The 13755-nt window shown below is 65.0% G+C and carries 14 protein-coding genes; 8 read left to right on the top strand and 6 right to left on the bottom strand.

Annotated features, from left to right (window positions below; all coding sequences use genetic code 11):
• Positions 1–45: 45 nt before the first annotated feature.
• Both ACL02S_RS13295 and ACL02S_RS13290 read right to left on the bottom strand, forming a co-directional pair.
• Positions 46–576, bottom strand: a complete 531-nt coding sequence (locus ACL02S_RS13295) for a pyridoxamine 5'-phosphate oxidase family protein (RefSeq protein WP_412802673.1) — start codon at positions 574–576, stop codon at positions 46–48.
• A 34-nt stretch (positions 577–610) separates the two neighbouring features.
• Positions 611–1312 carry an IclR family transcriptional regulator gene (locus ACL02S_RS13290; protein WP_412802672.1) on the bottom strand — a complete coding sequence of 234 codons (702 nt, stop codon included), beginning with the start codon at positions 1310–1312 and terminating at the stop codon, positions 611–613.
• Between the two features lie 182 nt (positions 1313–1494).
• Between ACL02S_RS13290 and leuC the strand changes: the two genes are divergently transcribed.
• From leuC to ACL02S_RS13275, 3 genes are all read left to right on the top strand, one after another.
• Positions 1495–2916: a 3-isopropylmalate dehydratase large subunit gene (gene leuC, locus ACL02S_RS13285; protein ID WP_412802671.1), complete on the top strand. Its 1422-nt coding sequence runs from the start codon at positions 1495–1497 to the stop codon at positions 2914–2916.
• A gap of 39 nt (positions 2917–2955) precedes the next feature.
• Positions 2956–3555, top strand: a complete 600-nt coding sequence (gene leuD / locus ACL02S_RS13280) for a 3-isopropylmalate dehydratase small subunit (RefSeq protein WP_412802670.1) — start codon at positions 2956–2958, stop codon at positions 3553–3555.
• Positions 3556–3719: 164 nt separating this feature from the next.
• On the top strand, positions 3720–4358 hold the full coding sequence (locus ACL02S_RS13275; RefSeq protein ID WP_412802669.1) for an HU family DNA-binding protein: 639 nt from the start codon (positions 3720–3722) through the stop codon (positions 4356–4358).
• Between the two features lie 215 nt (positions 4359–4573).
• Here the strand turns inward: ACL02S_RS13275 and ACL02S_RS13270 are convergent, their stop codons facing one another.
• The 3 genes from ACL02S_RS13270 to cofC all read right to left on the bottom strand — a co-directional run bounded on the left by ACL02S_RS13270 (position 4574) and on the right by cofC (position 8465).
• On the bottom strand, positions 4574–5524 hold the full coding sequence (locus ACL02S_RS13270; RefSeq protein WP_412802668.1) for an NUDIX hydrolase: 951 nt from the start codon (positions 5522–5524) through the stop codon (positions 4574–4576).
• A complete protein-coding gene (locus tag ACL02S_RS13265; RefSeq protein ID WP_412802804.1) occupies positions 5521–7671 on the bottom strand; it encodes an RNA degradosome polyphosphate kinase in 2151 nt (716 codons plus the stop codon). The genes ACL02S_RS13270 and ACL02S_RS13265 overlap by 4 nt, the downstream gene beginning before the upstream one ends.
• Before the next feature lie 92 nt (positions 7672–7763).
• Positions 7764–8465, bottom strand: a complete 702-nt coding sequence (cofC, locus tag ACL02S_RS13260; protein ID WP_412802667.1) for a 2-phospho-L-lactate guanylyltransferase — start codon at positions 8463–8465, stop codon at positions 7764–7766.
• Positions 8466–8496: 31 nt separating this feature from the next.
• Here cofC and ACL02S_RS13255 point away from each other — a divergent pair, with 31 nt between their 5' ends.
• Together ACL02S_RS13255 and ACL02S_RS13250 are read left to right on the top strand one after the other, a co-directional pair.
• Positions 8497–9492 carry an NAD(P)H-dependent glycerol-3-phosphate dehydrogenase gene (locus ACL02S_RS13255; RefSeq protein WP_412802666.1) on the top strand — a complete coding sequence of 332 codons (996 nt, stop codon included), beginning with the start codon at positions 8497–8499 and terminating at the stop codon, positions 9490–9492.
• Positions 9493–9578: 86 nt separating this feature from the next.
• On the top strand, positions 9579–10691 hold the full coding sequence (locus ACL02S_RS13250) for a D-alanine--D-alanine ligase family protein (RefSeq protein WP_412802665.1): 1113 nt from the start codon (positions 9579–9581) through the stop codon (positions 10689–10691).
• Between the two features lie 39 nt (positions 10692–10730).
• Here the strand turns inward: ACL02S_RS13250 and ACL02S_RS13245 are convergent, their stop codons facing one another.
• Positions 10731–11519, bottom strand: coding sequence for a DUF3515 domain-containing protein (locus tag ACL02S_RS13245; RefSeq protein WP_412802664.1), 789 nt, complete (start codon positions 11517–11519; stop codon positions 10731–10733).
• Between the two features lie 129 nt (positions 11520–11648).
• On the opposite strand from ACL02S_RS13245, the gene ACL02S_RS13240 reads away from it, so the two are divergent.
• The 3 genes from ACL02S_RS13240 to ACL02S_RS13230 all read left to right on the top strand — a co-directional run bounded on the left by ACL02S_RS13240 (position 11649) and on the right by ACL02S_RS13230 (position 13690).
• Entirely contained in the window at positions 11649–12674 is a 1026-nt protein-coding gene (locus ACL02S_RS13240; RefSeq protein ID WP_412802803.1) for a thiamine-phosphate kinase, read from the top strand.
• A gap of 27 nt (positions 12675–12701) precedes the next feature.
• Positions 12702–13385 carry a uracil-DNA glycosylase gene (locus ACL02S_RS13235; RefSeq protein ID WP_412802663.1) on the top strand — a complete coding sequence of 228 codons (684 nt, stop codon included), beginning with the start codon at positions 12702–12704 and terminating at the stop codon, positions 13383–13385.
• Between the two features lie 65 nt (positions 13386–13450).
• A complete protein-coding gene (locus ACL02S_RS13230; RefSeq protein ID WP_412802662.1) occupies positions 13451–13690 on the top strand; it encodes a hypothetical protein in 240 nt (79 codons plus the stop codon).
• Positions 13691–13755 lie beyond the last annotated feature (65 nt).

Genomic DNA, 13755 nt, shown 5'->3' with positions numbered 1-13755 from the left:
AGGATACGTCTACTCCGGACGGCGTCCGGAGTAGACGTATCCGGTTCAGTCCGCTGCCGGGATATCCACTGCCGGGGTGTTCGATCCCTGAGCCGTGGTTCCACCGAGCGGCATGCGCGGGAGTCCCAGTTTGCGGTGATCCCAGCTACGCATACGTTCGGGCACCACACGGACGGCGACTCGCTTGTTCAGCATCGCCTCCACCATCGGTCGCACTTCCTCGCTGTACGGGCCGGTATAGCGTTCCCAGACACTCACGCCGACGGCGAACAGTTTCTCGGAGTCCTCGACGATCTCGGCGCGCCCCTCGATGGACACTCCCCGTAGCTGGTCGTAGGTGTCACCGGCCTCGACCATGCAGGTGACCCGAGGATCGCGGCGCAGGTTCAGTGCCTTCTGCGATTTGGCTTTGGTCTCGAACCAGATCTCACCGTCGATGAGCGCGTACCACATAGCGGTCAGGTGTGGCATGCCCTCCCGGCCGATGGTCGCCAGCGTCGCGATCCGGCTGCGCTGCAAGAACTCGGTGATTTCGATGTCGGACATGACGATCTGTGCCCGTTGGTTGGCTCCCATAGGAGACAACTGTAGAGAGTTGGAATGCAACCTGTTATAGGCGCTTGTGCAGAGCGTCGGCTGCCGCGACCAGATCGGCTGCCCAGCGAGCACCTGGTCTGCGACCCATTCGATCGATCGGGCCGGAAACCGATACGGCCGCTATGACGGTGCCATCGCTTGCGCGCACCGGCGCGGAAACGCTGGCCACACCTGCTGAGCGTTCGGCGGCACTCTGCGCCCAGCCGCGCTTTCGCACCTCGGCAAGTGCGCGTTCACCGAACACCGCTTCGGTCACGAGGGTGCGCTGGAGTTCCGGGTCGGCCCAGGCCAGCAGGACTTTGGCGGCTGAGCCCGCGGTGAGCGGCAGCCGCGCTCCGACCGGGACAGTGTCGCGCAGGCCTGCAGCGGGTTCCAGCGCCGCGACGCAGATCCGGCTGTTGCCGTCGCGCCGGTAGAGCTGCACGCTTTCGCCGGTGATTTCGCGCAGCCGGGGCAGCACGATGGACGCGGCCTCCAACAGCGGATCATCGGCACTGATCGCGAGCTCGGCGAGAGCGGGCCCTGGACGCCACATCCCGTTGCTGTCGCGGGCGAGCAGACGGTGCGTCTCCAAGCCGACGGCCAGCCGGTGCGCGGTGGCCCGAGGCAGGCCGGTGCGGGTGCACAGCTCGTTGAGGCCGGAGGGGCGCTCGGCGACAGCGTGCAGGACCGCCACCGCTTTGTCCAGAACGCCGATGCCGCTAGACTGTCTCATAGAACGATATTAGCGTCTCAGATGCTGAGAACTCTACTACGAAGAATCTCGCTGTGGCCGAACTCGGCCTGCGAACTCCGGTTCTCGGCATCCGGGCCGGATACGACTATCCCGATTCGTATAGCTGTTGTCGTGGCACCATCCGGTGCGCAACAGCTGCTTCGTCCGAAAGGTGATCGACCATGGCCGAACCGCGCACGCTGGCCGAGAAGGTGTGGGACCAGCATGTCGTCGCTTACGGGGCCGGTGAGGGCGCCGCGCGCGAACCCGACCTGATCTACATCGACCTGCACCTCGTGCACGAGGTGACCAGTCCGCAGGCCTTCGATGGGCTGCGTGCCGAGGGGCGGCGGGTACGGCGGCCGGATCTCACGATCGCGACCGAGGATCACAATGTTCCGACGGTCGATATCGATAAGCCGATCGCCGACCCGACTTCGCGTACTCAGGTCGAGACGCTGCGACGCAATTGCGCGGAATTCGGGGTGCGGCTGCACCCCATGGGCGATCTGGATCAGGGGATCGTGCATGTGGTCGGGCCGCAGCTCGGGTTGACTCAGCCGGGGATGACCGTGGTGTGCGGTGACAGCCACACCTCGACGCACGGCGCGTTCGGCGCGTTGGCGATGGGCATCGGCACCTCCGAGGTCGAGCATGTGCTTGCCACTCAGACCCTCTCACTGCGCCCGTTCAAGACGATGGCGATCACGGTGGACGGCACTATGCCGCCAGGGGTGACGAGTAAGGATCTGATCCTGGCCGTCATCGCCAAGATCGGTACCGGTGGCGGCCAGGGCTATGTTCTGGAGTATCGGGGCGAGGCCATCCGCGCTATGTCGATGGAGGCCCGAATGACAATCTGCAACATGTCCATCGAGGCGGGTGCGCGGGCGGGCATGATCGCGCCGGACGAGACGACCTATGAATTCCTCGCGGGACGTCCGCACGCGCCGCAGGGGGCCGACTGGGATGCCGCGGTGGCCGCCTGGGAGGCGCTGAAGACCGATGCGGATGCCGTTTTCGATGCCGAGGTGCATATCGATGCCACCGAGCTGACTCCGTTCGTCACCTGGGGTACCAATCCAGGGCAGGGCGCCCCATTGGGCGGGGTGGTTCCCGATCCGGCCGATATCGCGGGAGAGGTGGCTCGTGAGGCTGCGGAGAAAGCACTGCGGTACATGAATTTGGAGCCGGGTACTCCGCTTCGCAAGGTTCCGATCGATACCGTTTTCGTCGGATCGTGCACCAACGGGCGCATCGAGGATTTGCGTGCGGTGGCCGGGATTTTGCAGGGACGCCGGGTCGCTGAAGGTGTGCGAATGCTGGTTGTACCGGGCTCGATGCGGGTTCGCGCGCAGGCGGAAAAAGAAGGATTGGGTGAGATTTTCACCGCGGCGGGCGCCGAATGGCGGCAGGCGGGATGCTCAATGTGTCTGGGAATGAATCCGGACCAGCTCGCACCAGGCCAGCGTTGTGCCTCCACATCGAACCGCAACTTCGAGGGCAGGCAGGGCAAAGGCAGCCGTACACACCTGGTTTCTCCCCTCGTAGCGGCCGCGACGGCGGTCCGTGGAACTCTGTCCTCGCCTGCGGATCTGGACTGACCGGCCCCGATTCCCCCAACCGACCTCAGGAGATTCATTATGGAAGCTTTCGATGTACACAAGGGCATCGGGGTGCCACTGCGCCGTTCCGATGTGGATACCGATCAGATCATCCCCGCCGTCTACTTGAAGCGGGTCACTCGTACGGGTTTCGAGGACGGGTTGTTCGCCGCATGGCGAACGGATTCCGGATTCATTCTGAACATCGAGCCCTACAACAGGGGTAGTGTCCTGGTGGCCGGTCCGGATTTCGGTACCGGATCCTCGCGTGAGCATGCCGTCTGGGCGCTGATGGACTATGGCTTTCGAGTGGTTATCTCGTCCCGGTTCGCCGACATCTTCCGCGGCAATGCGGGTAAGGGTGGTCTGGTGGCCGCGCAGATGTCACAGAACGATGTCGAAATGCTCTGGAAGTTGCTCGAGGAACAGCCCGGCTTGGAATTGGTTGTAGACCTCCGAGCGCGCACGGTAGCGGCTGGAACCGTTGTGTTGCCGTTCGATATTGATGACTACACCCGGTGGCGTCTACTCGAGGGATTGGACGACATCGGGCTCACCCTGCGCCAGGAAGATGCCATCACCCGGTTCGAAAACGCAAGGCCGGCATGGAAACCCGCTACGCTGCCTGCGCGTATTTAGCGGAGGTAATCTCCCTGGAAGTTAGCTGGGCGCTCTGACTATCGGTAGCTGGACGTGTGCTACACCACATGAATTTTGGCGTGGCACATAGACTCTTGCCCAAAGTGGGTTTACCGTGGTACCTAGTCGGTCCGACGACGGGCCATTAGTCTGCGGAGGATTCAATGAACAAGGCGGAACTGATCGACGTTCTGACCGAAAAGTTGGGTACAGATAGGCGCACGGCCACCGCGGCGGTTGAGCACGTGGTCGACACCATTGTGCGCGCGGTACACAAGGGTCAGAGCGTCACAATCACCGGATTCGGTGTGTTCGAACAGCGTAAGCGCGCCGCGCGGGTGGCGAGGAACCCGCGCACCGGCGAAACTGTCAAGGTAAAGCCCACTTCGGTGCCTGCTTTTCGTCCCGGCGCCCAGTTCAAGGCGGTCATCGCGGGTAAGCAGAAGCTGGCCGCGACCGGCCCCGCCGTCAAGCGTGGGGTGAACGCGCCGGTAGCCGCTAAGAAATCGGCGGTGAAGAAGGCAGCAGCCAAGAAGGCAGCCAAGAAAGCGACCCCGACCAAGGCTCCTGCCAAGACCACGGCCCGCAAGGCCGCCGCCAAGGCTCCTGCCAAGACCACGGCAAGGAAGACGGCCGCGGCGAAGAAGACGGCGGCCAAGAAGGCACCTGCGAAAAAGGCTCCGGCCAAGAAGACAGCCGCGAAGTCCGCGACGGCCGCGAAGTCCGCCGCCAAGAAGACAGCGGTGAAGAAGACCGCGGCCAAGAAGACAGCTAAGAAAGCCCCGGCCCGTCGCGCCCGCTGAATTCGAGCCACCGCCGGATCATCGCCGAATGCGCGGCCCTGGAATTGGGCCCGTTCGCCTCAACGTCGAGACGAGCCCCGACAGTCGCTCGGGGCCGTTTTCGCTTGGCCGGGGCTTGTCCTGGCTATCGCTCGCTGCGGTAGCAGGCCTCGCCGCCTCTTCTCGTGTCCACTCCGGATGCTCCGAGACCGATGCGTAGCGAGGCCTGCCCGGTATCAGGATTTCGCGTTGTATATCGACAATGAGCGGTCCAAATGGTCGGCGGCAACCAACCGCTGCTCGACGAACGACAGCACCCACACACTGCCCTTGCGGTTGCGGGCAGGCTGTAGCGTGACGCCGTCGCGTTCGGCCAGCCATTCCAGCAGATCCGGGATCACTTTTCCCTGGCTGCAGACGACCCGAACATTCTTGTCCGACACCAATTCTCGAAAGCGTTCCCGAGCACTGTCCGTGGCCGCGGCATAGCCGGTTTCGGAGAACAGCGGCTCGATGACCACCTCGGCCCCGAGGTGCTCGGCCAGCGGTGTCACCGTGTGCACGCACCGTAGCGGATCCGCCGAGTAGATCTCGGAAGCCCCGAAGGCGAGGAGATTGGATACCAGCGCCTGAGCCTGTGCTTCGCCTTCACTATCGAGCGGCCGTTGCTCGTCCGGCCCATGGAAACGATCCCTGCGGCCGGCTTTGGCGTGCCGTACCAGCAGCAGCGTGCTCGTGTTCGCGGGCAGACGCGCGAAAGCGCGTATCACTTGCCGGTCCATCGGGTACGACAACTCGTCCATCACCCGTTCCAGTGGATGCCAGCTGAGTTCGTCTACCTCGGAGTTGGCCGCGAATTCGCCGTCCATTACCTCGGCAGCCCAGTAGTCTACGCGTTTCAGCTTGCGATGGCCCGGAATCGGGTAGGTTACATGACCGAGGTAGCGGCCGAGTCGGCACTCCAGCCCGGTCTCCTCGCGGACTTCGCGGACTGCGGCGAGTACTGGGGTCTCACCGGGATCGAGTTTGCCCTTCGGTAGCGACCAGTCCTGGTATTTGGGTCGGTGTACAACGGCGATCTCGATCACCCCCTTGGCGGAGGCTCGCCACAGTACGGCCCCCGCGGCGTGGATGTTCGCGGTGACACGGGGATCCTGGACAGAAGTTCCCGCTGTCGTGGCCTTCATTGCTGATCGGGCCTCCGTAGTCGCATCAGGAACCCTTGGTGGTCTCTGATTTTGCCGCCGTTCCCGGCTGGGTCGGGTGCGGCCAGCCAGGTGCCATCCGGTTGCAGTGCCCAACAGCGCGTGGTCGCCGACAGCGCGGAGTCGAACACTTCGTCGAGTCGCTCGGTCAGCCGTGCGTCTTTCACCTGGGCCATCACCTCGACCCTGCGGTCGAGGTTGCGGTGCATCATGTCGGCGCTGCCGATCCAATACTCGTCCTGTGCCTGGAAGTGCAGGACACGCGAGTGCTCGAGGAACCGTCCGAGGATCGAGCGGACCTCGATGTTCTCGCTCATACCGGGTACGCCGGGGCGCAGCCCGCAGATACCGCGCACCACGATATGCACCGGCACACCCGCTTGCGAGGCCCGGTACAGCGCGTCGATGATCTGTTCGTCGACGATCGCGTTGGCCTTCAGCCGTATTCGGGCATCGTGCCCCTTGGCGGCCAGCTCGATTTCACGTTGGATGCGCTCGATGATGCCCGAGCGCACGCTGTGCGGGGCGACGAGCAGATTGCGGTAGTTCTCCTTCCGCGAATAGCCGGTCAGCGAATTGAACAGGTCGGTGAGGTCGGCACCGATCTCGGGTGCGGCGGTGAGCAATCCCACGTCCTCGTACAGGCGCGCGGTCTTCGGGTTGTAGTTGCCCGTTCCGATGTGGCAGTAGCGGCGAATAGTCGAGCCCTCCCGCCGTACCACCAAGCAGGTCTTGCAGTGGGTCTTGAGGCCGATGAGGCCGTACACCACGTGCACCCCGGCCTGTTCCAGCGCCCGCGCCCACTTGATGTTGGCCTGCTCGTCGAAGCGCGCCTTGAGCTCGACCAGTGCGACCACCTGTTTGCCCGCCTCGGCGGCATCGATGAGCGCGTTGACGATCGGGGAGTCTCCGGAGGTGCGATACAGCGTCTGTTTGATCGCGAGTACCTGCGGGTCAGCGGCGGCTTGTTCGATGAACCGTTGCACACTGGTGGAGAACGAATCGTAGGGATGGTGCACGAGCACATCACCCTCGCGTAGCGCCGCGAACACATTGCGCGGCGTCTCGCCTTCGCCGAATGCGGGCGGTGTCGCGGGGACGTACGGGGTGTCCTTCAAATTCGGCCGGTCCACGCCGTACACCTGCCAGAGACAGGACAGGTCGAGCAGGCCAGGAACCTGGATCACGTCCGCTGGATCGACATCCAGTTCGCGCAGCAGCAGCTCGAGCATGTGCTCGGTCATATCGTCGGAGACCTCCAAGCGCACCGGCGAACCGAACCGGCGTCGGGCCAGTTCCCGTTCCAAGGCTTGCAGCAGGTCTTCGTCGCGGTCCTCGTCGACCTCGAAGTCTGCGTTGCGGGTGATCCGGAACGAGTGGTGCTCGACCACCTCCATTCCGGGGAACAGCAGATCCAGATGCGCGGCGATGAGTGCTTCCATCGGGAGGAAAGCGGCGATGGGGGAGCCGGATTCGGTGCGGCGGATACGGACGAACCGATCGACGTTGTCGGGTACCTTGACGCGGGCGAAATGTTCTCCTCCGGTGGAGAAATCCTTCACCGTCACCGCGAGGTTGAGACTCAGTCCGCTGATGTAGGGGAAAGGATGTGCTGGATCCACCGCGAGTGGAGTGAGCACCGGGAACACTTGATCCTGGAAGTATCCGGACAGCCGCAGGCGTTCGTCATCGTCGAGATCGGTCCAGTCGATGATCGCTATGCCCTCGGCGGTCAGTGCGGGGAGCACGTTGTCGAGGAAAACCCGGGCATGCCGCACGGCGATCTCCTGGGCGCGTGCCGCGATCAACTCCAGTTGCTCACTGGGGGAGCGGCCGTCGGCCGAGCGCACCAGTAGACCGGTCTCGGCGCGCCGTTTCAGGCCCGCCACTCGCACCATATAGAATTCGTCGAGGTTCGACGCGAAGATCGCGAGAAACTTGGCTCGCTCCAGCAGCGGAAGCGAAGCGTCCTCGGCGAGGGCCAGTACGCGGGCGTTGAAGTCGAGCCAGCTCAATTCGCGATTGAGATAGCGATCATGGGGCAACCGCGGTGCCGAGGAGTCGGGCGACGGGGGTGTCGCCGCCGGGGGTGGTGTTGGCAGCAATGGCTGCTGCTTGACGGTATCCATCTCGCTCACATAAACGATCATCCCTTACCGACATGTCCGCGTGCAGCCTGGAGACAGGATAGGCCGGTGGCGTACGCGATCGGAGCGAATGACTAGCACGCAGGCGGAACGTATTCGTGAACATGGCCTGACCAACCGATGTCGCGCAGGACGGTACGGGTGGCGTTGCCGGTGCCGAGCATTACCGCGCGATCCAGGTCGTCGGCAGTATCGACATCCAAACGCAGCCCCGGCCAGTTCCCCGCGAGACCGATGGCACCCGCGGCGATGTGGTTGCGGGCCGAGCCGGGGCCGAAGCGTGGCTCCAGCGCGGCGATCGGGTCGCGAACCACCAGTGCCGCGGTGCCGCTGCCCGCGTGGTCGGCCACGATGGACCGCAGACCGCGGGGGGCGCATGCGAGCATGTCCGATAACTCGTGCGGTCGTAGTGCGGGCAGATCGGCTTGTAGGGCGAGCAGGTCGATCGGGCCGTGGACGCCGCGTAATGCGGTAGCGGTGGCAGCCAGGGCGGTGTTGAGCCTGCTGGAGTGTTGCGCGCGCGGTTCCGGATAGCCGTGCGGTTCCGGATAGACCTCGGCACCCAGCGCGCGAGCTGCCTCGGCGACTGTGGGGTCGGGAGTGACCACGGCGACCGACGCGACCTCGCCGACCGCCGCGGTGGCGGTCACGGTGTCGGAGAGCATGGCCAGCACCAGTCGCGCCCGGTGTTCCGGGCGCAAGTGGTCGGCCAGTCGGCTCTTGGCCCGATCGAGGCTCTTGACCGCGATCACGGCATGCACGGCGTGCGGGCGCATACGAACAATCCTTCCATGGCATATTGGGCTGATGACGAGGGCGGCAGTGTTGGGCGCGGGATCGTGGGGCACCGCGTTCGCGAAGGTGTTGGCGGACGCGGGAACCGAAGTCACCATCTGGGCCAGACGGCCGGAAGTGGCCGCGGTACTGACCGCCGAACATCGCAATCCGGATTACCTGTCGGATATTCCGCTGCCGCCGATCACGGCCACGGCCGATCCCGCTGTGGCGCTGGATGGCGCCGATATCGTGGTGCTCGCGGTACCGTCCCAGTCCTTGCGGGGCAACCTCGCGGAATGGAAGGGCCTGATCGGTCCGGATGCCACGCTGCTCAGCCTGGCGAAGGGGGTCGAGACCGGAACGTTGCTGCGGATGAGTCAGGTGATCGAAGAGGTCAGCGGTGCCGATCTGAGCCGGATAGCGGTGTTGTCCGGGCCCAATCTGGCACGTGAGATCGCGGTAGGTCAGCCCGCGGCGACCGTGATCGCCTGTTCCGACAACGAGCGCGCGGTCGCGGTGCAACACGCCAGCGCGACCGGATACTTCCGGCCGTACACCAATGTCGATGTGGTCGGCTGCGAGATCGGTGGCGCGTGTAAGAACGTGATCGCGCTCGCCTGCGGCATCGCTTCGGGAATGGGTTTGGGCGACAATTCGATCGCCAGCCTGATCACTCGTGGTCTGGCCGAGATCATCCGGCTCGGAGTGGTCCTCGGCGCGGAGCCGGTGACGCTGGCCGGTCTGGCCGGGGTCGGTGATCTGGTCGCCACCTGCACCTCACCGTTATCGCGTAACCGGTCCTTCGGTCATGTCCTCGGCGCGGGTGGGTCGATGGAGGCCGCGCAGTCGGCCACTCATGGCCAGGTGGCCGAGGGTGTGAAGTCCTGCACATCGATTCGCGCGCTGGCCGAGCGCAACGGGGTCGAGATGCCGTTGACGACTGCGGTGCATCAGGTCTGTCATGAAGGGTTGTCCGTGCGTAAAGCTGTCGACAACTTGCTCGGGCGGCGGATCAAACCGGAGTGAGTCTGCTCTGTCCGGTGTGCGCGGGAGGCCCGCCGGGCACAATGGGCAGCGGTGGGTTCGCGCGCCGAAGCGGGTACGTTCAGGACATGACGAACCGGATCAGGGTGGCTGTGCTGTTCGGCGGGCGGAGCAATGAGCACGCTGTGTCCTGTGTGTCGGCCGGTAGTGTGCTGCGCAATCTGGATCCGCGGCGATACGAATGTGTGCCGATCGGCATCACCACCGAAGGCAGCTGGGTGCTCGGCGCTTCGGATGCGGCCGCACTGGGTATTCACGGGCGTGCCCTGCCGTCGGTGGATGCCACCGGTACGGCGCTGACCCTGGTCGCCGACCCGAGCCGGGCGGGAGAGCTGATCGCGCTCGACAATGCGGGCTGCGCGGATACGCTTACCGCCCTCGGCGCGGTCGACGTAGTGTTCCCGCTGCTCCATGGACCTTTCGGCGAGGACGGCACGGTGCAGGGGATGCTGGAGCTCGCCGGTATCCCTTACGTCGGGTCGGGGGTGCTGGCCAGCGCGGCGGGTATGGACAAAGAGTTCACCAAGAAACTGCTCGCCGCGGAGGGACTGCCGGTCGGTACCCAGGTAGTGCTGCGCCCCGGCACCGCGACCCTTGCCGAGGAAGACCGGCAACGCTTGGGGCTTCCGGTGTTCGTCAAGCCCGCCCGCGGTGGATCATCGATCGGCATCACCAAAGTGACCGAGTGGAGCGCACTGGACGGGGCGATTGCCGTGGCACGCGCACACGACCCGAAGGTGATCGTCGAGGCGGGCATCGTCGGGCGTGAAGTGGAATGCGGAGTACTCGAATTCCCGGACGGACGGGTCTCGGCGAGCGTGATCGCGGAGATCCTGATGCCGGAGAACGCTGCCGAGCAGCCCGATTTCTACGATTTCGACACCAAATACCTCGACGACGTCTGTGAATTCGATGTCCCGGCCAAAGTGGACGACGAGGTCTCCGACCAGGTACGAGAACTGGCGGTGCGTGCCTTCGGAGCTCTCGATTGTCAAGGGCTGGCGCGGGTGGATTTCTTCCTCACCGAGCAGGGGCCGGTGATCAACGAGATCAACACCATGCCAGGGTTCACCACGATCTCCATGTTCCCGCGGATGTGGGCTGCCGCGGGTATCGACCAGGCCGAGCTGGTTTCCACTCTCATCGACACCGCGCTGGCCCGCGGCACCGGTCTGCGCTAGATTTCCGCGCCGGGTTCTCGATACTCGCGGGCGGCCTGCTCAGTTGGGCAGCGGTCCAGGGGTGATCGGCTGGGCAGCCAGGGTGTCGGTGATGGTGTCGGAGATCTCTTGTAGTGGGGTCGGGCCAGAGCCGTCGGGGACGGTCAGGGCGATGTAGGTGCCACGGTCGACGGCGAACCAGGTGCTCGCCCCGAGAGCCTGATCGCGGATCTCGAACCATTGGACGCCGTTCACGATCTGTAAGGGTGAGGCGCGGTTGAACTCCAGCGGGCGGTCTACTCCGCAGCGCAGGACGATAGCCTCGCCGCCCTCAGGGCGCTGCCATGCGCGGGTGGCGGGTGGTGCGGGCTCGACGACCGTGGATACGGTGAACTCGCCCAGATCCGCGGGTAGCGCGGGCAGTAAGTTCGTGCATGCCGGGCTGTCTGCGGCCGGGGCGGGAAAAGCACCGAGAACCAGTGGTTCGCGTTCGGTGGGTGCGTTGCGAGCCAGCACCGCGGCCACGAGCACCCCGACGATCAGAACGACGGGAAGAGCCACCGCGGTAGCGATGAGGGCAGGGGAGTAGGTAGGGGTCGAGGCCGATTCTGGTGCCTCGCCTGGATCTCCTGCCGAGTTCGCGGTGGTATCCGTGGTGCTGTCGGGCATAACTTCTGCCCTGGTGGAGCCGGTGCTCTCGGTCGTATCGTCTTTTGTTGCCGAACCTTCGGCGCCTGACCCGGATTCCGTGGCATCCGGCTGGGCATCCGGCTGCTCGGCTTCGCGTTCCGCCGAATCGTGGTTCGATGGATCCGCCGCCATGGTCAGCTGTCCTTCCTGGTCGCGCATCGATACCGGTCACGCAGCACCGGTCGGCATCGCGAAAGTGCGATGGAATGGACCGGTGGTGCTCTGGTGTCCTAGGAAAGGGTACCGTCGGGCACATTCCAGCACACAGCGCGCCGGAGAGGATCGGTCATCAGCGCAGGCAAAAGCCCGAGGACAGTGCGCGAACTAGGGGAGTTCGCGCTGATCGATCGGATCAACGCGGGCCGGGTGCAGGCGCCTGGGGTATTGCTCGGCCCTGGTGACGACGCGGCGCTGGTCGCGGCACCGGATGGCCGATTCGTGGTTACCACCGACATGCTTGTGCAGGGCAGGCATTTCCGGTTGGACTGGTCCGGTCCAGGGGATATCGGCCGCAAGGCGATCGCGCAGAACGCCGCTGATGTGGTCGCCATGGGAGCCGCGCCGACCGCGTTCGTCGTGGCACTCGGCTGTCCTGCCGATACGCCGCTAGAGCTGATCGACGGCCTCATGGACGGCGCGTGGGCAGAGGCGGTCAGGGCTGGTGCGTCCATCGCGGGTGGTGACCTGGTGCGCAGCCGTGATCTGGTTATCTCCGTCACCGCCTTCGGTGCGCTGAGCGGTGCCGCGCCGATTACGAGAGCCGGTGCGTGCGTGGGCGATATTGTCGCGGTCGCGGGCAGGCTCGGCTGGTCGGCCGCTGGACTCGACGCCCTCATCGCAGGGACGACCGGAGCCGAGGTCGCTGAAGTACTTGCCGCCCATCGTGTTCCGCAGCCACCATATGGCACGGTATTGGACGCGCTGCGGCAGTTCTCGGCGCATCATCACGCATCGGAGATCGGGCTGCGTGCGCTGACCGATGTGTCCGATGGGTTGCTGGCGGATCTGGGGCATATCGCCGCGGCCTCCGGCGTCGCTGTGGATCTGGACTCGGCGGCACTGCGTGATCCGGCGCTGGAGCGGGTCGCGACGGTACTGGCGGCCGATGCGATGCGCTGGGTACTGACCGGCGGTGAGGACCATGCCTTCGTCGGCACTTTGGCGCCAGGCTGCCCGTTGCCTGCCGGTTGGCGTGCGGTCGGGCGGGTTGTGACCGGCCACGGGGTTACCGTCGACGGGGTGGCACAGGCAGGGGACGGTGGCTGGGAGTCGTTCCGAGGGACGGATTCGGCAGCGGGCGGTGCGCCGGGCTGAGTTGTCCGGTTGCTAAGTTGTCCGGTCATGGGTGCGAAACCACTGTCGGAAATCATGGATCCGGGATGGGCGAAGGCGCTGGAGCCGGTGTCGGATCGGATCGCCGCGATGGGCGATTTCCTGCGCGCCGAGAATGCGGCGGGCCGTGGCTATCTGCCCTCCGGTGAGAACGTTCTTCGCGCTTTCCAACGTCCATTCGACGCGGTGCGTGTGCTCATCGTCGGTCAGGACCCGTATCCGACGCCAGGCCATCCGATGGGGCTGAGTTTCTCCGTGGCGCCCGAGGTATCCCCGGTACCACGCAGCCTGGCCAATATCTTCGCCGAATACAGTAAGGATCTGGGCCATCCGACGCCATCGTGCGGTGATCTGAGCCCGTGGTCGGACCAAGGTGTGCTGCTGCTGAACCGAGTACTCACCGTTTCGCCGGGCAAGCCGGCCTCGCATCGGGGCGAGGGCTGGGAGGTAGTAACCGACCAGGCGATTCGCGCGCTGGTCGCCAGGGATGAGCCACTGGTGGCGATACTGTGGGGGCGGGATGCGGCGACACTGAAGCCCCTGCTGGCCGAATCCGAGATCCCCACCGTCGAGTCCGCGCATCCGTCGCCATTGTCCGCCTCCCGCGGGTTCTTCGGTTCCCGCCCCTTCTCCCGAGTGAACGGATTATTGGACGAACTAGGGGCAGAACCGGTTGACTGGCTCCTGCCATGAGCCGGTTGTCTGCGTGCGCTCGACTGCCGGTGACCGATGAAAGACAACGAGTGAGGAATATGCCCATGCACAACACCACTGCCCGCGGCGCATTGCGTGGCACCACCATGACTCTGGCCCTCTGCGCCGCGCTCACCAGTGGCGTCGCCGTCGCCGCGGCGGAGCCGCTGCGGCTGGAGCCCGCTGCCGAAACCACGACGGCTCCGGTCGCCGAGGAATACACCTCGACCGGCTCCTCCACCCTGTCCGCGACAGTGAATGCCAAGATCTCGTGCCTATTCTTCGTGGGTAACCTCGCCTGCTGAATCTGTCATCCGCCGGGCCCGTGTCAGCGACACCGAGTGTTGTGCGATCCTACGAACCGTGAGTG

Source organism: Nocardia spongicola, assembly GCF_047200775.1.
Lineage (GTDB): Bacteria > Actinomycetota > Actinomycetes > Mycobacteriales > Mycobacteriaceae > Nocardia.
This window is presented reverse-complemented; position numbering and strand designations above follow the sequence as displayed.